Origin of the sequence: Sphingobacterium sp. UBA7625, from assembly GCF_002484085.1 — a bacterium.
GTDB lineage: Bacteria > Bacteroidota > Bacteroidia > Sphingobacteriales > Sphingobacteriaceae > Sphingobacterium > Sphingobacterium athyrii.
Genome location: NZ_DLJD01000024.1, coordinates 66,062 through 83,512, shown reverse-complemented (window position 1 = coordinate 83,512; position 17,451 = coordinate 66,062). Strand labels below are relative to the sequence as shown.

The 17,451-nt window shown below is 39.3% G+C and carries 17 protein-coding genes; 9 read left to right on the top strand and 8 right to left on the bottom strand.

What is annotated here, in order from left to right:
* Positions 1–212 precede the first annotated feature (212 nt).
* On the top strand, positions 213–422 hold the full coding sequence (locus B4G94_RS09570) for a hypothetical protein (protein ID WP_108633304.1): 210 nt from the start codon (positions 213–215) through the stop codon (positions 420–422).
* Between the two features lie 444 nt (positions 423–866).
* Positions 867–989 (top strand): hypothetical protein, encoded by a 123-nt coding sequence (locus tag B4G94_RS09565; RefSeq protein WP_277603180.1) that lies wholly within the window; start codon positions 867–869, stop codon positions 987–989.
* Positions 990–1,195: 206 nt separating this feature from the next.
* Here B4G94_RS09565 and B4G94_RS09560 read toward each other — a convergent pair whose 3' ends face one another.
* Positions 1,196–2,251 (bottom strand): 3-oxoacyl-ACP synthase III family protein, encoded by a 1,056-nt coding sequence (locus tag B4G94_RS09560; protein WP_286858550.1) that lies wholly within the window; start codon positions 2,249–2,251, stop codon positions 1,196–1,198.
* A 513-nt stretch (positions 2,252–2,764) separates the two neighbouring features.
* On the opposite strand from B4G94_RS09560, the gene B4G94_RS09555 reads away from it, so the two are divergent.
* Together B4G94_RS09555 and B4G94_RS09550 are read left to right on the top strand one after the other, a co-directional pair.
* The gene (locus B4G94_RS09555; RefSeq protein WP_165307997.1) at positions 2,765–3,130 is read left to right on the top strand and encodes a response regulator; all 366 of its coding nucleotides are present in this window, start codon (positions 2,765–2,767) and stop codon (positions 3,128–3,130) included.
* Positions 3,131–3,341: 211 nt separating this feature from the next.
* Positions 3,342–3,701, top strand: a complete 360-nt coding sequence (locus tag B4G94_RS09550) for a hypothetical protein (RefSeq protein ID WP_165307995.1) — start codon at positions 3,342–3,344, stop codon at positions 3,699–3,701.
* A gap of 284 nt (positions 3,702–3,985) precedes the next feature.
* Here B4G94_RS09550 and B4G94_RS09545 read toward each other — a convergent pair whose 3' ends face one another.
* Complete coding sequence (locus B4G94_RS09545) at positions 3,986–4,993, bottom strand: AraC family transcriptional regulator (protein WP_286858548.1); 1,008 nt, start codon at positions 4,991–4,993, stop codon at positions 3,986–3,988.
* Between the two features lie 127 nt (positions 4,994–5,120).
* Between B4G94_RS09545 and B4G94_RS09540 the strand changes: the two genes are divergently transcribed.
* Together B4G94_RS09540 and B4G94_RS09535 are read left to right on the top strand one after the other, a co-directional pair.
* Positions 5,121–5,480, top strand: coding sequence for a hypothetical protein (locus B4G94_RS09540; protein ID WP_286858546.1), 360 nt, complete (start codon positions 5,121–5,123; stop codon positions 5,478–5,480).
* 1 nt (position 5,481) lies between these two features.
* A complete protein-coding gene (locus B4G94_RS09535) occupies positions 5,482–5,877 on the top strand; it encodes a nuclear transport factor 2 family protein (protein ID WP_286858545.1) in 396 nt (131 codons plus the stop codon).
* A 423-nt stretch (positions 5,878–6,300) separates the two neighbouring features.
* Here the strand turns inward: B4G94_RS09535 and B4G94_RS09530 are convergent, their stop codons facing one another.
* From B4G94_RS09530 to B4G94_RS09520, 3 genes are all read right to left on the bottom strand, one after another.
* Entirely contained in the window at positions 6,301–7,368 is a 1,068-nt protein-coding gene (locus B4G94_RS09530) for a 2,3-butanediol dehydrogenase (protein WP_108633309.1), read from the bottom strand.
* 117 nt (positions 7,369–7,485) lie between these two features.
* Positions 7,486–7,869: a 5-carboxymethyl-2-hydroxymuconate Delta-isomerase gene (locus B4G94_RS09525; protein WP_165307988.1), complete on the bottom strand. Its 384-nt coding sequence runs from the start codon at positions 7,867–7,869 to the stop codon at positions 7,486–7,488.
* Between the two features lie 215 nt (positions 7,870–8,084).
* Positions 8,085–8,321, bottom strand: coding sequence for a hypothetical protein (locus B4G94_RS09520; protein WP_286858543.1), 237 nt, complete (start codon positions 8,319–8,321; stop codon positions 8,085–8,087).
* A 320-nt stretch (positions 8,322–8,641) separates the two neighbouring features.
* Between B4G94_RS09520 and B4G94_RS09515 the strand changes: the two genes are divergently transcribed.
* The 3 genes from B4G94_RS09515 to B4G94_RS09505 all read left to right on the top strand — a co-directional run bounded on the left by B4G94_RS09515 (position 8,642) and on the right by B4G94_RS09505 (position 10,990).
* The gene (locus B4G94_RS09515; RefSeq protein WP_286858541.1) at positions 8,642–9,289 is read left to right on the top strand and encodes an HD domain-containing protein; all 648 of its coding nucleotides are present in this window, start codon (positions 8,642–8,644) and stop codon (positions 9,287–9,289) included.
* Between the two features lie 70 nt (positions 9,290–9,359).
* Positions 9,360–10,745 carry a carboxylesterase/lipase family protein gene (locus B4G94_RS09510; RefSeq protein ID WP_286858540.1) on the top strand — a complete coding sequence of 462 codons (1,386 nt, stop codon included), beginning with the start codon at positions 9,360–9,362 and terminating at the stop codon, positions 10,743–10,745.
* On the top strand, positions 10,682–10,990 hold the full coding sequence (locus B4G94_RS09505) for a carboxylesterase family protein (protein WP_349681862.1): 309 nt from the start codon (positions 10,682–10,684) through the stop codon (positions 10,988–10,990). Before B4G94_RS09510 ends, B4G94_RS09505 begins: the two co-directional genes overlap by 64 nt.
* Positions 10,991–11,177: 187 nt before the next feature.
* Here B4G94_RS09505 and B4G94_RS09500 read toward each other — a convergent pair whose 3' ends face one another.
* The 3 genes from B4G94_RS09500 to B4G94_RS09490 form a co-directional block, all read right to left on the bottom strand.
* Entirely contained in the window at positions 11,178–12,773 is a 1,596-nt protein-coding gene (locus B4G94_RS09500; protein WP_286858539.1) for a RagB/SusD family nutrient uptake outer membrane protein, read from the bottom strand.
* 10 nt (positions 12,774–12,783) lie between these two features.
* Positions 12,784–16,041, bottom strand: coding sequence for a SusC/RagA family TonB-linked outer membrane protein (locus B4G94_RS09495; protein ID WP_286858538.1), 3,258 nt, complete (start codon positions 16,039–16,041; stop codon positions 12,784–12,786).
* 151 nt (positions 16,042–16,192) lie between these two features.
* Complete coding sequence (locus tag B4G94_RS09490) at positions 16,193–17,383, bottom strand: FecR family protein (RefSeq protein ID WP_286858537.1); 1,191 nt, start codon at positions 17,381–17,383, stop codon at positions 16,193–16,195.
* Positions 17,384–17,451 lie beyond the last annotated feature (68 nt).

The window sequence follows — 17,451 nt, the reverse complement described above, 5'->3', positions numbered from 1 at the left end:
AAAATAAAATGGCGGTGACACCAAAAAATAGATCATAGTTCCAACCAAGAAAGGTCATTTCGATGGGGAGCATTTTATGCTTGAAAAGTTGGAAAATGATGAATTCAATCGGGATTCTAATGATATGGATACCCAACAGGTAATAAACGTTCAACCCTACATTTTTTGATAATCTATAGTAGCTTATACTGAGCAGGAGAACACTCACAAGGATGAGCACAAAAGAAGGTGGAAATGATAGGAAAATATTAAATGATGAGACTGCTGAAAGTGCAAATGACCATATCATCATAGGAATGATGATCATTTTATTAGGGGACGCGAGTCCAAATAAAACGATACATGCTAAGGTGAAAACTGAAAAAAGAACGTGCATAGAAAAACAGATTTGTGTTATAAAACTAAAAGATATTCTGGTTTAAATACTTGTCCTAAGACAAGTATTTAAATGACTTATCTGCTGTCTTCTTTGAATTTGCGCTATCCAAACTTTACGCGCCAAGAGCGCTGACAATGAAAAAATTATTTGACTGAGGTATCAGCTTTTTAAAGTCAATAAATGAATACGGATGCGAATGGCCTTTAAAAGACGACCGTTTAAATTATATTAATTCCGGTGTATATAATTGTTTTTTCGTAAATGGTTTAATGCGAATTATTATTCGTATCTTTAGGAATAAGGTTTACTACTTACATAACCCATTCGGTAAGCCAAATATGATAAAAGCTTCTTGTTTTATCTTTAAATTTCCCCAATCACCCAATCGCGAAATTTTCTGTTAGAACCAACCGCACATAATTTTAATCACCCGCTGCTAATGTTTTTATGGTTATCGGGTATCTTCACAATATAAATTTCATAGGTCATGAGTAAAGATCAAAAAAAGGAAAAAAGCACCAAAGAAAAAACGCAGTCTTCTTATCAAAAAGAGAAAGACTCGGTTTCAAAAGATTTAACAGATAATGTCTTCCGAAAGAAAAAGAAATAAGCCGTGTAGCAGATTGCTTGTCTTAAAATAATGGTAGATTATTAATTTGGAGCGAGTATAAAGGATGGAGTATTAGACCATGCTTTTGCTCGCTTTTTTATGTGCAAATTTTTTATGCTCGCCTCATTAATTAAACTTTTTTCGATTAAGACCAAGTGTTTAAATTCTCTTCAGAAGAGGAATAAAAATTTCAGGAGTCATTAACACTAAAGCTTATAGGTAAAAGCATTGATATTCATTCCGGCACCTACCGAAGCAAATAAGATAATGTCATTTTTTTGAAAGGAATGACCATTCATTTTTCCCTGTCTGATTAAATCGTAAAGCGTTGGAATTGTTGCGACACTGCTATTTCCAAATTTATGAATAGACATGGGCATGATATCTTTTGGCGGCTGCATGTGGTATAAACCATAGAATCGTGAAATAATAGCCTCATCCATTTTCTCATTAGCCTGATGAATTAATACTTTTTTTATTGCAGTAATATCTAAATTAGCTTTTTCCATACAGGCCTGCATGGCTAAAGGGACTTTGTTGAGTGCGAATTCATATATTTTCCGCCCTTTCATTTTTATGTAGTATGTATTTGGTTCGTGTTGGCTGTTAAAGGAATTGCCAAAATAAAGGTAATCGGATTCATCAAAAGTATAACTTGCACTCTGATAGGAGAGCAATCCTGCTTCCGAAGCTGTTCCTTCTACAATAACTGCACCCGCACCATCAGCATAGATCATCGAATCACGATCGTAGGGATCTACGACTCGGGAGAGAGTTTCGGTACCAATAATCATACAACGTTTGGCCATTCCCGATTTGATAAATGCATTCGCCTGTATCATCCCTTCATTCCAGCCCGGACAGCCAAATAGAAGGTCGTAAGCGATACAGCCCGGATTTTTTATTCCTAATTTTTTCTTAACCCGAGCGGCTAAACTAGGTACGGTATCCGATTGAGTCTTTCCATAACGTACATCTCCATAATTATGCGCTACAATGATATAATCGAGTGTCTCTTGATCTACTCCAGCATTTGCGACTGCTCTTTCTGCCGCAATAAATGCAAGGTCAGAGGCCACTTGATTCTCCGCAGCATAACGACGTTCGGAAATTCCGGTAATATCTTTAAACTTGCCTATAATGGACTCGGGATATTTGATTGGCTCGCCTGTTTCATCCAAAAAAACACGATTTTCAAAATGTGTGTTGTTTATTATAGTGTCCGGAAGATAGCTGCCCGACCCAATAATTTTAGTATTCATAAATGTCCCTCCGTTTCTCAACTATTGAGTTAGCAATTGTATTTTATCTAGTGGAAACGCAGCGTTCTCTTTCGATGCCCAGTGATATATAGATTTCAATGTACACGTTTTTTTACTGAGCCTTCCTTTTTTTAATTTACTAAAATTATTTGTAATATTCCTACACAAAATAAATAAAAGAGGATTTTTTCTTTATCCCTGGTGTATATACCTTAAGTGTCAATCAAATTCGTTCTAGGTGAACTAATATACATTGAGAACTGTTCTCTTGAGAAAAAAGTCCGACATTTTAAATATTAAAAGAATGGTATTGGGCCATCAAAGTAACCAATTTGCATAGCTGCAACAGAGTAATTGTACTGTTGTGGGCATTAGGAAATGTGTCATAGACCAGCAAAGCGAAGATCTATCATTAACAATCGGAATTTTTTGTATTCTGACGAATAGCTAACAAAAGACCTATGTCGCTTATGAATTAATCTATGCTCATTGTATGATTTTAAAAATATAACAATGAAAAGACAAATTGTGGTTTGTGACAATGATATAGAGATCTTAAATGCATTTTCTATGATCTTAGAAGACGATCAGACTGTCGTAACAACGGTTGCTAACGCCTCGGCCTTAGCTGCTGTATTGGATGCTATAAAAGCTGACATACTTTTTATGGATATCCATATGCCTAACCAAGATGGCGATCAAATACTTCGCGAATTACGGGCTTCGGATAAACATCATAGGCTGCCTGTTGTCATGATTTCTGGAAGTCCCGATGGAAGAAGTATATCGTTGGAATGTGGAGCTGATGGGTTTTTAGCTAAGCCTTTTGATATTATTGATGTTGAAAATTATATTCGAAGATTTGTCTACGAACGATGACTTTAATTCTTGTTTTAGTAAGCGTATCCTCTATTTTAAGGCTTTATCGTTTGGTCGAAACACAGGATAGCAAATATGTGGGTACTACTGGTGATTTTGGTCATCAGATACGGTAATCAACGGTGATACTCCCTATAATAAGGCATTTCACCTAAAATATGACGGCCAATATGGAAAGACTGCTGCAAGTTTAAGCCTCTATTACGAAGATATGAATACGGTTTTTGAGACATATAATCAAACCTACTCTGACCATCAAGGGGCGAGGCTTAATTTTAACACTCCTTTTCAGCTGGGGACATCTACTCCGCTATCTCTGATCTATGGAGTAGACCTGCTGAAAGATCATACGGTACAGAAAACGATGAAGGATGATCTGGTTACCCCAGATATGAATATGGACAATATAGCTTTCTACTCAAAACTTACCTTTCTATTCTCGATCAACAATCTTTTCAATGCCAATTATTATCCAACTCATGCTGAGGTGCGCGGTGCTACCAATGAGGGACGCTACTATATAAAGGGCCGTGGAACTATGGCCAATTTTGGCGTACAGCTTGATATATAATCGCTGATCACCGAATAGAAATCTATTTATTTTAACGTGTTATTTATTTTAGGTACAATCATTATCATTGGACTTGTTTATTTTTTGCAAGCATTGTTTGCCCAAACACCAAAAGGAAGTGTTAGTGAAAGTCTTACAATGTAAATTAAGAGCTCAATTTATATTACTTCGCAAAATAAGAATGTTATCGTAGACTATCAATTGACAGAGAAGAATGTAGAAGCGCTACAGGAAGTAGTATTGTAACAGCATAAATGTATAGTATTATTCTAAACAAGAATAACTTAATGACTGGATAGTCTGTAGCCAGTGGGTGTTTCTCCTGTCCATTTTTTAAAGGCACGAACGAAGGCACTCGGTTCGGCATAGCCCAAAATGATTGATATTTCTTTTACAGATGAGGTCGTGTTCTGCATATAATTTATGGCTAGAGATTTACGAACCTCCTCAACAATTTGTATATAAGAAGCTCCTTCATCTTTGAGTTTACGCTGTAAAGTCCTTACACTTACATTGAAATTTCCAGCTACAGCTTCTATGGAGAGGGAATAGAGGTAAGAATTGGCGATAAGATAGTTAAATATTCTTTTTGAAAGAGATCCCATCAGTTCGTTCGGGTTTTGTAATTGATTTATCTTGTTAATGAGCAAAGTCTGTATCTCGTAGTTGGCTGTAATTATCGGAAAATCCAGGTATTCCTTTGGAAATTCTACGGTATAATGTGTTGATTTTCTTGCCGAGCATCTTAAGATCGTTTCATAAGCCGAACTGCTTTCCCGCTGGAAGTTAGGTAGCCCTACCATGGTAGGGCTCAAATTTTTAAGGAGTAACCCTTTTAATTCATAGATTGTGAATGCTATTAAGAAATCTCCGAATTGTCTTTGGGTAATAGGCAAGTGATCAAAACCTCCATTTTTATGGTATTCGATGACGCATGTTTTATGCTTTAAGTCTATTTCCATTGTATAAAGATCTGTGACGAAATGCATGAGCGATCGCACTTGAAGCAGTGCGTCCCTCACGGTACAGCTTGTTTGGATGATCTGCCCAACGATATTTAAGGCTGCTAGTTGCATGGTTGCTCCAAAATGCAGGCCTATCAGTTGATCCTTTGAAAGCTGTACAATATTCCTCCATACGTTTTCAATCTGCTGATCAGTGATCTCAAATTGGCGACTGTTCATTAACTGAGCAATTGAAAAACCCGATAATGAGACAATTTTAGTGCTATCCAAACCTCGATCCTCACAAAAAGCAATTAAGGCTTGCAACATGGTCTGTTTATAATTCATATTGTAAATGTACTGATATGTTTTGCAGCCTGTATCAAATTGTCGTATAATGTCAATATCTTGTCGTCTATTGGTAGCCCAAAGCCTTGTAAGCAGTTGTACTTTTGAGTAATAAAAAAAAGAAATTATGACACTAAAAAATGTATTGCTGACCAATGCGATCAGCTCAGGAATGACAGGCGTTTTATTGGTAACCATGCCTTCTGTATTTACAAAGCTATTTGAAACTGGAAATAATACAACATTTATCCCGGTAGGCGTTTTCCTCATTGTGTTTTCGATATTTGTTTTAGCCACTGCTATGAAGGAAAGTATCCCGATCAGCTGGACCAAGTTTATCATCACACTAGATATTACTTGGGTTATAGCTAGCGTCATCGCCCTGTTTTCTTCCATTAGCACGATTGGATCTGTTATGATCCTAGCGGTCGCGGGATGGGTCGGAATGATGGTTTATCTACAGCATAAAAATCTAAACAGAATTTAAGATGGAAAATATGGATCTATTGATAAATGATTTCTTAGGTTACTTACAACGACGGGAGTTAGAAAATTTAGTAAACCTTTTTGCGGAAGAATTTCAACTCGAAATTCCAGGTAATACGGCTCAGATAAAATGGTTGGGGAAGCGAAGCTCAAAGCCAGAAGTGGAACAGCTTTTCAAATTACTGTGGTTTGCGGTAGAACCGGTGACAGCGGTAATTGAGACGATATTGACTAATGGAAATCAGGCTATTTTAAAAGGGAAATTTACCTCTAAGATGCTAGAAACAGGTAAGCTCGTCAGCTCCATATTCTTTATCCACATGAAGGTACACAATAATAAAATTATCGAATACACCTTATTGGAAGACAGCTATGCGGTATCAGAAGCTTTGCGATAAAGACTAAAATCTTAAATGCATAGGACCGCATGTGATGTATGCTAGCATGGTAACTCGTATGGATGCCTATGTAGGTCAAATTGTCGATAGACTGCGTCAAATCCTGCGGAAATGAGACTAGAGACTTATTTTACAGAAAGTAATGAGCGGTAACCCAACAGTAGAAATGTATGATCTCAAACAACATCCAAAAGAACAGAACAATGTTTGCTAATGGCAATCCAAAAAAGGTGCATGAATTGCGTCAGCTGAATTAGAAGGCCCATGTTGAAAGTGCAATTTTCCCATTGACGAATAAGCGCAGTTAGAGGTCAATCCATTCATGAACAATGTCTTTCGGGATATCCCGAAAGACATTGTTCATGAATGGATCAGCATATTTTTTCTGATATAAACAGGCCATTGCAGTATCAACTGACGATACTACTTTTTCTGTATATCAATTAATATTTTGACTTCAGTAGGATCATTAACCAAAGCTTCAAATCCCTCTGAAACGATATTTTCTAAGCTTATTTTGCTTGTCACAAGTTTTTCCACTGGCATACGTCCACTATCGATAAGCGCAATAACTTGTGGAAAGATGTTACGATAAGCAATAATACCCTTGATCGTGATTTCCCGCAGTACCTGATCCAGCGCATTCGTGGTAACCGGCTTGCCAAACAAAGCTACTAAAACCGCTGTTCCACCATTTTTTAAACTATCAATCCCTGTTGAATAGGAGGCCTGTACGCCAGCACAATCCAGAAATACGTCTACACCAAGTCCTGTAATGGACTTAATTTTTTGTGGAATCCCTTCCTCTTTCGCGTTGATGGTATGTGTTGCACCGATGGCTTTTGCCTTCTCTAGACGTTTGTCTGCGATATCCGTGACAATAACTGTTGTCGCACCTGCTGCAAGTGCCGCCTGAACACATAGTAAACCTATGGGGCCAGCACCAGAGACTAATACGGATTCACCGATTTTAAGCCCGCTTTGGTGCACTGCATATACCGCGACAGCGGCAGGCTCCACCAATGCGCCTTTTTCAAAAGACATGCTGTCCGGTATTTTGTGTAGCATGTAGTCTTCAACGACAACATACGGAGCAAATCCGCCATTACTGGAAAGCCCGATAAATCCCAAGGGTTCGGACAAATTATATGCGCCATTTGCAATAAAGGGACTATCAAAGTTTTTAAAAATCGGTTCAACGACCACGCGGTCACCGGCTTTTACATGTTGTACACCTTCACCTACGGCCTCCACCACACCCGAAAACTCATGTCCAAGCGTAGTGACTCCCTGGTGTCCGTTTAGCGGGTAGGGTTGATCTACCGGGATTAATTGCGGGCCATGTACATACTCATGTAAGTCAGATCCGCATATTCCGGCGAAATGGACAGCTATTTTAACCTGACCAGCCTTTGGTTCAGGGATTTCTGTTGGTTCTACCCTAATATCTTTAGCAGCATACCAACGTGCAGCTTTCATAGTATTTGCCATGTTTGTCTTCTTTTTTTGTATATACTAAGGTAAAAAGAATGATCTGCTATCGATGTGATCTATATCTCCAACGTAAATGAGCTGGATCATTTCGCGGGGAGATTAACGGATTAAATCCTACAATTCAAAATGGCGATCATGATTAATATTCTGAGGATTTATTAACGAACTGTTGCAGTAAGTTGCAGCTTCAAATTCGCTGATACTCATTGAAAGGAAAGAGATTGAAGGAAGCAATTTTTTTAGTCTGGCAGTGATTGTTTTTGAAAGATTTGCTTTTTGTTCCATAGTTCGTCCTTCCATAATATACCCGAAAACATGTAAGAAATTAGTCTTATTGTTTCCGAGTCGATAATATTGGTAAGGCTGAATTCTAACCTTTATGTCATTAGCAGCGAAAATTCCTGCAGCAGCAGCTGTCTCGTATACAGCTCCCATGAGCTCAGCAGGAGCGATTGTCTGAAGAATATCTTGCGAACAGTCTATAATAAAATGAGGCATTAGTAGTATAATCTATTCTCTAACTAACAGTATACATTCGAAATTGTTTATCCGGATATTGTTGTCTCCAAAAGTCGATGTCAATTTATGCGTGCGCGGAGAGCTTACACCATGGTGATTTTATTCAATTGTCTTCATATGCTCTTAAGTGACCGCATATAAAGACAATTGAATTCAATATGAATTCTGTATTCTAAGATCTAGCTTACATTGTGCTAATCATTGTCATGATTTTCGGTTGCAAATGAAAACTTAATTGATTTTTGAGGATAAGTTTCCATACTCATGCGGCTGGTATTTTTGATAATACTTTTTAAGCTGACGCGATCACCCAATTTAAAATAAGCTTCTACGGTTTGGTAATCTAATAGATAAGGGCCACAAAAGTAATTTCCATTTGCATCTTTTTCTATGATTCCTTGATAAAGTCCCGCTTTTGTTTCTTTTGGCATATGTGTTTAATTTGAAAACAAAGGTAGGAAGAGTAATCGGCAATTCGGTGGCAATTGTAATATTCTCTTATCGAGAGTGCATTTGAATGTGAATAATAGCTCTTATAAATAGTCTCAGGTGTCTGTTCTAAATAACTATTCCAAGAATTTTATTAGTCGATTTTAGACGCGATTAAAACAAGAAAGTTTGTGTCAGTATTTGATGACAACAGCTTTTTTCGTTGAAGATCTACTTTATCCTAAGTAAGAAATATTAAATTAGCTGTTGATAATTAGAATATAAATATATCAGATTGGAAGTAAAGTTTCATATATATAAGATGATTAATAAAATAAAACTGGAGCAGTTATCGGCGATATTAGATGTCCTGAAGCTGGCTGAAAAACTAAAATTCGAATTGCGACATAGCTGGCTGTCTAATGGTCGTCAGGAGAGCGTTGCAGAACATACTTGGCGGATGTCGTTGATGGCCGTTTTGATTGAACCGCTTTTAGAGCAAAAAGTTGATCTCGCCCGCCTATTGAAAATGATTATTATCCATGATCTTGTTGAAGCCGAAGCTGGTGACGTATCGGTATTGGATCAGATCCGCAACCCAGAGATCAAAAAAATCAAACAACAAAATGAAGAGAAGGCAATTCTTAGAATTAGAGAGCTGCTTACAGCAAGTAATGGTCAGGAGATATATGATCTTTTTTATGAGTTTGAGGAGAAGAATACCTTCGAAGCAAAGGTGGCTAATGCTATTGATAAATTAGAAGTTCAATTGCAGCATAATCATGCTGATATTTCTACCTGGGAGGAGATCGAATACGATTTGTCTTTTGTGATTGGTAGGCATGTCCAATTTGATCAGACCTTTGTCATGTTAAAAGATTTAATAGAAAAACAGGCTTCACAAAAACTTGAAGGTGCGGGATTGAATGTTTCAGAGATTCGCAATCGTGCAATTGCAACATTTAGCTAGTTGGGGCAAATGCAAAAAATGTTCTATATTTAATTGGAACAGTCCCGTGTAAAATATTGACAACATTATTATGATAAAGACTTTTTTTACCGTCGCCGCGTTCCTGGTTATATCATTTGTTTTTGCCCAACAGCCCCAAGTAAAGGTTGAAGAGGGTATAATGGAAGGAATTACGTTATCCAGCGGCGTGCAGGCATTCCGTGGGATTCCTTTTGCAAAACCACCGGTTGGCAATTTACGATGGAAAGAACCACAACCTGCCGATCATTGGACAGGGATCCGCAAGGTAGATCGCTTTGGAAATTCACCAATGCAGAAACCGATCTATGGGGACATGAGATTTCGCTCTCCGGGTATCAGTGAAGATTGCCTCTACCTGAATGTATGGCGACCAAAGGCTGGGGGCTCCGATAAACTTCCTGTTTTAGTTTATTTTTATGGTGGCGGTTTCAATGCCGGTGATGGATCAGAAAATCGTTACGATGGGGAGAGTTTTGCCAAGGAAGGCATTATTGTCGTTACCGTCAATTATCGTCTGGGCATCTTTGGTTTCTTTGCGCATCCGGAACTAACCCAAGAATCACCAAAAAATGCGTCAGGGAACTATGGTCTCCTGGATCAATATGCGGCATTAGCATGGGTCAAAAAGAACATAGCTGCCTTTGGAGGTGATCCTGATGAGGTTACCATAGGTGGAGAATCTGCCGGAAGCATGTCTGTTTCCGCCCAGATGAGTAGTCTGCTTTCCAAAGGGTTATTTAAGCGTGCTATCGGTCAGAGCGGAAGTGTTTTTAATTTAAGATATGGCACTATTTCCCTTGGGGAGCAAGAACAACAAGGTGTAGCTTTTGCTACCAAAGTCAATGTAGGCAACCTTGACCAATTGCGTAAAATTCCCGCCGCAGAACTACTTGACCGGGCCAGTGAGCCCGGCGCCTTTATGACACGTCTGATCATAGATGGTTATTTTCTCCCCAAATCACCGTTGGGAATATTTGAAGCAGGGGAGCAGTCCAAAGTTTCTCTACTTGCAGGCTGGACGTCTACAGAGGCTCCTTATACTGCCTTCACCGGCAAGTCTTATCCATCACCGGACAACTATGAGAGATTAGTACGCGAGCAATTCGGTGCTAGGGCTGATGAAGTGCTCAAATTGTATCCGGGGAAAACAGAAAGTGAAGTCATCACATCGGCGACCGCGCTAGCCAGTGATAATTTTATTGTTTACAGTACTTGGAAATGGCTCGATTTGCAACGAATAAACAGCGGCCAACCTGTTTATGTCTACACCTTTAGCAAAGCACGGCCACCGATGAAAGCAGCTTATAACAATGTGGAGACAGGGCTTGCTGGTGGGATAAGAAAAAATCTACCACTGCAGACAAAGAGAATCTGCCACCCGTCCTCCCAGGAGCGTTCCATGCCAGTGATATTGAATATCTATTGGGAAATCTGAAGAGCAACGATGTTTTTGCCTGGACGAAGGATGACTACAAAGCTTCACTACTGGGACAGCGCTACTTCATCAATTTTATTAAGACTGGTAATCCGAATGGGAAAAATCTTGCTGTGTGGCCAAAAACTACAGCAACAGACAAGGTGATGAATATACTTGACCTCAATATCGAAGCGCAGGCATCTCCAGAGAAATTCAGAGACAGATACCTTTTTCTTGATGGTTTATTTATTGGCAAAAAATAAAGAATTCTATGCTATTTGCGCATATAAGGGTGTTCTACTTCCTGCCATTTATAGGAAATATCTATCTTTTCACTTAGGTAGGCTATTCCTGTTAAAAGTTGTGTTTAACAAAAAAAAATGCAAGAGCGGCATTCCCTAAGGAATACCGCTCTTGCAATATTGGACAAAAGAATATCGTTGTATTTGATTAATAGCCCGGATTTTGCACCAAGTTGGGCTCCACCTGAAAACTACTTTCGTGAAACGGCCATAAGTACTGATGGTTTAAGAACTTTCGGTCCTCAATTTTGAGTATTTCGGATTGTCCACCTCCATTCAGACGCATATGACCGAGAGCGGGTTGATTAAGGACTGTTTCTGCTGTTTTCCATCGCAAGATATCGCTATAACGTAATCCTTCGCCAGCAAATTCCGTTCTCCTTTCGTTGCGGATGAGCACTATCCATTCCTGTTGTGATTTTGCTGTTAAATTGACATCAGCAATGGTCATATCGAGTCCGGCTCTTTTACGAATCTGGTTGATACAACTTTTAGCCAGTTCATCTATATCATTCAACATGATCTTTGCTTCGGCATAGGTTAACAGGACTTCAGCATAGCGAGCCAAGGGAAAATGCATATTTCCGCCAGTACGAAACGCATCGGCTTGGTCGACAAATTTCTTGAACCAGTATCCTGATCTACTGCTACGTAGGTTTTGGTAATAAAAAGCACTTTTAGCATCATAGATATCTATTTTTTCATTGTTGAAGAGATCGCCATGACCGAATACACTAGCTTCATACCGTGGGTCACGGTTTAATTTTGGATTAAGCTCATATTCTTGTTTAGTATGTAGCGGACATTTATCAATTGATCGGCCCTGTAACGTCCAATAACTATCCACGAGCGCTTTTAAGGGAACAACATAGGATTGGCCATTTCCGGTTCGGTATTGTGGAGCGAGATGCTGAAATGACGCCGTTGCTGAATTGTTATGGCTCTCCATATCAAACTTGATAATAAATTCTTTGTTGGTTTTATCTGCTTGATAATTAAATAGATTGGCGTATTGGGGATGAAGTTGATACTTCCCGCTATCCATAATCTCCTTAGCAAGTCTTGCCGCCAGTTCGTACCTTCCATTATAGAGTGCGTAGCGCATGACCAATGTTTTAAAGGAATACTTGTTGAACATATATGCGTTTGTGGTGCCTTCATTTTCTGGAAGTCTATTGGCAACATCTTCACTCATTTCAAAGAGCTTGTCAAGGATTTCGGCTTTAGGTGTCACCGGTGGTGTTGCTTCCTCCAGTTTGACAGGAGTTAGCACAAAAGGGACGTTACCCCAGAACTCTGTAATCCTGAAGTAATGCCAGATGCGCAAACCTTCGAGAATTGCTTTATACCGTTGTCGCGTAGATTCATTTTCGACATATGGCACCCCAACATTTGCCAGATAGGTGTTAATACGGCCTATATGCTGATTGTGTAAATTCCAGTAATAAACGGCCAAAGCGGAGTTACTAGTCATATTGCCGTTGGCGATGATCATGTGATGATCTGTCTCAATGCGGGCATAGGCATTGTCCGAACGACCTTCGGTCATGTAAAAGAGGAGGCGACGTTCACCTGGCCCCATAAAAGCATCTAAATAGCTACTGTAGACCACGCGACGCAAATCTTCTTCTGTGTTAAAAAACTCATCAAAAGAAGTTGCTGTTGGATCTCGTTTATCAAGAAATTTTTCGCAGCTACTGAGGGTTGCCAAAGCTATTATAAGGGTAATAATTTTCTTTTTCATTGTGATGATATTAAAAAATGCTCGCGCTTAATCCAAAACTATATGTTGCCATCCGCGGATAATTTCCATTACCGCTTTCGATCCGCTCAGGGTCCAAACCTTCCCACTTTGTTATGGTGAATACATCCTGCGCGTTTACATAAATCCGTAAGTTTTTAACACTTTTGCCAATGGATGGAAAAGTATAGCCGAGTTGAAGTGATTTAACACGAAAAAAGGCTGCATTGCTGAGCCATACATTACTTAAAAGGGTATTGGGCGTGGAGCCTGTCCAGAGACGCGGGAAGCGGCTATTTGGATTTTCTGGGCTCCAATGGTCGGCAACATATTCAACACGTGGTGCCCCCAGGTCATTACTGTTTCCATCGACATAAACTGGATAAGCTTCCTGACCGGCTAATCGGCCAGTTCTTTTGCCCACACCTTGACCCAGTGCTGAAAAATCCCAGCGTTTATAATGTAGGTCCATATTGATGGCGTAATTGTAATACGGAAGTGGATCCGCGAGGTAAACGCGGTCATTGTCGTTAATTAAACCATCTTGATTTTGATCGACATAGCGGATATCGCCAGGTCTGGAATTGGGCATTTTCGCTGCGGTTTCATCAATTTCTTGTTGACTCTGAAAATAACCATTTGATTGAAAACCGTAATAGTTGTTGATCGGGATCCCTTTATACCATATCTGGTCATTGTTGCCTTTGAAAATCAATCGGTCATTTTCATTATAGCCAGCCTTGAGTATGCGGTTACGATTGTTAAAAAGCATTGCACCGACTTTATAGGAGAAATCATCTTTCTTGTCAGACCAGTTTACCGAGACTTCCCAACCATCGTTCTCTACCGCGCCAATATTTACTGCGGATACTAAGGTGTATGAACCCGTTAATGGTGGGACAGCAAATTGATCATAGATTAAATCATACGAATTCTTATGGTATACCTCCGCTGTAAGAGAAAGTCTATTTTTGAGTGCATTCATATCGAGGCCAAGATTCCATTGTTTTTGTTTCTCCCAGGAAAAATTAGAATTAGGGACGCGCATCGTCCATCCCCAGGTATTGACAGATTCCTGCCATAAATAAGGCGCTACATTTTCATTACCAATCAACCCGTATGACGCACGAATCTTAATATTGCTGATCGCCTCGGATTCGAGAATAGGTTTGAAAAAGCGTTCATTATGTAAATTCCAGGCAAAAGCTCCCGATGGAAAGAATCCCCAGCGACGACCCGGTGCAAATTTACTGCTTCCATCCGATCGACCTGTTAATTCAAATATATAACGGTTATCAAATGAATAGTTCAGTTTACCGAAAAAAGAAGCCTTGCTAATTTCTCTAAAATCAGTGAAGGTATAGCTCATGATCTCAGAACCGGCAGTGAGATAGATTTTGTCTTTATCCTGACGTAGTTCTTTGTTATAATTTACCAACGCCCTCGCGGTCAGCTGGCTCTCACTTACACCTTGTGAAGCATCCACATCATTTCCCCATATGCTGATCGGAGCCCCTTTTTCATCAAAGAATTTGTAGGTTAACCGCCTTTGTTTGTCAGCAGATTTGTTGATCATGTATGACACGTTTCCTTCAATATTTAGATTGCTGTTGATATTGTATTTGGGGCGAAGATTAATGGTACTGCGATCATGCATATAGTTTTTGGTTCCCCCATGTTTAATCGAAGCTATAGGATTAATGTTGTTATGGAGGATGAAGGGTTCGGGTCTGTCAGCATTATAATAAATCTGTTGTGTTGGATTCAGGCGCCAGGCTTGTTGGTAAAGCCCGTGACCATCGTCGTTTGCCATGAGACGGTCTACTTGCAAGCGATGCGCATAGAAGTCAGCCATGAGGACGAATTTATCAGCAATATTGATATTGGTATTGAATCGTGCCGAAAATTTCTGTGTTCCTTCGATGTTATTAAGTCCATTTTCCTTAATATGGCCCAACATAAGGTTGAAGGTCCCCACACCGCCGCCACCGGAAATACTGGCGTTGTTGTTAATTGCTGTGGAGGTTCGTTCCATTACTTCGTCCAACCAATTGACCCCTTTTATTTTTCCGCTGGCATATTGTTCAATTGTTTCATCCGAATAGATCGCAGGTTGTCCTTGTTGGACCAGTGTTTCATTTCGCAATTTCATAAAATCAACTGCCCCTACAAATTCAGGAAGATCTATCGGTTTGTTTATGGCATACCAATTATTTGTAAAAACCTTGAATTGACCCGTTTGCCCACGTTCTGTTTCGATGATAATAACGCCATTGGCACCACGTGAGCCATACATAGACGCTGAAGCCGCATCTTTAAGTACGGTAATACTTTTCACCTGGTTAGGATCGATATCGTGAATACTTTGTTCCATTCCATCCACGATGACCAGAGGATCGGCATTTTGTAAGGTGCTGATACCACGAATGGAAATCGTCCCGGGGACACTGCCGGGAAGACTATTTCCCCGCATCATTGTAACACCGGGAATTGTTCCTGAAAAAGCATCCTGCATTTTATAAATGGGCCGGTTTTTTACTTTTTCCATATCCATTTGGGATACGGAGGAAGCCAGGTGCTTTTTATCGACCTCTGAAAATCCGACCACCACAACCTCCTCAAGCCCGACTTCGTCGTTGTCCATGACGATATTGAGCTCAGTTTTGTTGTTGATAGGAATTTCAAGCTGTTTAAAGCCTACCGCGCTGAAAATCAATGTGCCCTTGTTCCCGTCTGGTAGAGAAAGCTGAAATTCACCCCTGGTATTTGTCGAGGTTCCTATGTTTGTCCCTTTGAGCAAAATACTGACCGCACTTAATAGATTCCCTTTTGTGTCATGTATTTTCCCTCTGATGGATCGTTGCTGATACAGCTTTTCGCTGCCTGACCGATCATCAGAGGCATCGTCCTGTTTTCTTTTTATGACTACGGTGCCACGATGTACCATGTAATAGAAGGCACTATTTTTAAATAGCTGATCAAGTGTTTTATTCAGGGGTGCATCTGTTATTTCAAGATTTGCTTTTTCATTGTTCAGTAAGCCCTCCATAAAGATAAAACGTACTCCTGTCTGTTTGGTGATGTTTTTGAGGACGGTTTCGATCTTGGCGTTTTTGGCGTGCAGTGTAATCTGAGCAGAGCTTGAAGCATAGGCACCCATCATGGATGTTGCTAATAATATTCCTGTCAGTTTCATTTTGATTAGATTGTTCAAAAATTTTCCCTTGTCTATAGGACAAAGAATTCCTTTTGAATAAAATAAATTATTCATAATTTGGTAGAGAATTAATAGTTTACGATCAGTTGTTAATTCAATCAGATGCAGGAGTATTGGAGTACTTCTGCATTCTTTTTTATACAATATTTAGGTATTTTTCTTCTTACATATTTTAAGCCCTCCTTTTCTTGGTTAGATAGTTTATTTATTTTTTGTCGATCAGCTTATTAACGATTAGTTTTTCTTTGTCGATTGTCAGCTGATAACCAGTCAGGTCTTTTAGTAGATTACAGACCTCTGCAAGGGTCACATCTCTTTTTATGCCACCTTTGTAACGTCTTTTATCCAATGAGACGTTGGAGTCAATTTTGATACCATACCATCGGCTTAGCTCATCGAGAATCTGTTGCATACTCTTATTTTCGAAATAGAAGTAACCATCTTTCCAGGCCGTTGCTTCTTCCATATCTGGTATCGGAAAGGCTACCAATTGACTGTTAATCATTTTTACCCCATTTCCTGCATCTATAAAAATCTCATTTTCCTGTCCATTGACTTTTAGGCGTCCCTCTGTAAGTAAAACTTTAGCATTAGGTTTATAGGAATTGATGTCAAAGGCTGTTCCTATAGCTTGGACATTAAGGTCATTGGCCTCCACCACGAATGGGCGCTTTGTGTCTTTGGCAACTTCAAAATAGGCTTCACCCTTTAATCTTACTTTCCGTTCGTTTTTCTCGAAATTGGCCTTATAGGTCAATTCCGATTCCGAATTCACCCATACCCGTGTACCATCACTTAGTGTTAGTGCTATGGTAGATCTTTTGGGCACAATTAAGGTGTGGATCGGATTAGACTCTTCGGTTTTGAGCTGTGAGTACAGCAATTTACCATCTTTTAATATAATCCCCTGAGGAAGACTTCCGTCAACTTGTTTATTCATTAAGTTAATTTCGTCTTGTCCTTTAATCTTCAGGATAGCACCGTTTTCTCCGGGAAGAACATCATTTTTTTGTCCATAGACCTTGTCCGGAATAAGATAATTGATAGGTTTTAAATAAGATTTCCAGATCCAGACAAAAGTAAAGAGCAATAATAGTGCGGCAGCAATTCTAATAGCGGGTTTCCAGTTCCCATTTAACCGATGATAATTTGGTGCAATTTTTCGTTCATTGTATTTGGTTTTTAAAATTTTCCACTCCTGATCCAGGTCAGTGGTACGTAAATCAAATGGAACATGGATATCTGTATTGGCAAGCCGGTGGCGTAAACTATCCTTTGCATCGGGATATTTTTCCAGCAAACGTCTTAGTTCATTCTCTTGTGCAGTAGGTAGTTGTCCGTCTTTCAGGAGTAATGAAGCTAATTCAGCCAAGACTATTTTATCTGTTTCTATCATAATTCAATAACTAAATAACTTGAGGAATCAAAATGGGTGACTCCAAATGAAAAAAAATATTTTTTTTA

Excerpts from the sequence above, each read along its gene's own strand:
- B4G94_RS09570 (WP_108633304.1), top strand. The coding sequence starts at position 213 with ATGAGCACAAAAGAAGGTGGAAATGATAGGAAAATATTAAATGATGAG.
- B4G94_RS09565 (WP_277603180.1), top strand. The coding sequence starts at position 867 with ATGAGTAAAGATCAAAAAAAGGAAAAAAGCACCAAAGAAAAAACGCAG.
- B4G94_RS09560 (WP_286858550.1), bottom strand. The coding sequence starts at position 2,251 with ATGAATACTAAAATTATTGGGTCGGGCAGCTATCTTCCGGACACTATA.
- B4G94_RS09555 (WP_165307997.1), top strand. The coding sequence starts at position 2,765 with ATGAAAAGACAAATTGTGGTTTGTGACAATGATATAGAGATCTTAAAT.
- B4G94_RS09550 (WP_165307995.1), top strand. The coding sequence starts at position 3,342 with ATGAATACGGTTTTTGAGACATATAATCAAACCTACTCTGACCATCAA.
- B4G94_RS09545 (WP_286858548.1), bottom strand. The coding sequence starts at position 4,993 with ATGAATTATAAACAGACCATGTTGCAAGCCTTAATTGCTTTTTGTGAG.
- B4G94_RS09540 (WP_286858546.1), top strand. The coding sequence starts at position 5,121 with ATGACACTAAAAAATGTATTGCTGACCAATGCGATCAGCTCAGGAATG.
- B4G94_RS09535 (WP_286858545.1), top strand. The coding sequence starts at position 5,482 with ATGGAAAATATGGATCTATTGATAAATGATTTCTTAGGTTACTTACAA.
- B4G94_RS09530 (WP_108633309.1), bottom strand. The coding sequence starts at position 7,368 with ATGGCAAATACTATGAAAGCTGCACGTTGGTATGCTGCTAAAGATATT.
- B4G94_RS09525 (WP_165307988.1), bottom strand. The coding sequence starts at position 7,869 with ATGCCTCATTTTATTATAGACTGTTCGCAAGATATTCTTCAGACAATC.
- B4G94_RS09520 (WP_286858543.1), bottom strand. The coding sequence starts at position 8,321 with ATGCCAAAAGAAACAAAAGCGGGACTTTATCAAGGAATCATAGAAAAA.
- B4G94_RS09515 (WP_286858541.1), top strand. The coding sequence starts at position 8,642 with ATGATTAATAAAATAAAACTGGAGCAGTTATCGGCGATATTAGATGTC.
- B4G94_RS09510 (WP_286858540.1), top strand. The coding sequence starts at position 9,360 with ATGATAAAGACTTTTTTTACCGTCGCCGCGTTCCTGGTTATATCATTT.
- B4G94_RS09500 (WP_286858539.1), bottom strand. The coding sequence starts at position 12,773 with ATGAAAAAGAAAATTATTACCCTTATAATAGCTTTGGCAACCCTCAGT.
- B4G94_RS09495 (WP_286858538.1), bottom strand. The coding sequence starts at position 16,041 with ATGAATAATTTATTTTATTCAAAAGGAATTCTTTGTCCTATAGACAAG.
- B4G94_RS09490 (WP_286858537.1), bottom strand. The coding sequence starts at position 17,383 with ATGATAGAAACAGATAAAATAGTCTTGGCTGAATTAGCTTCATTACTC.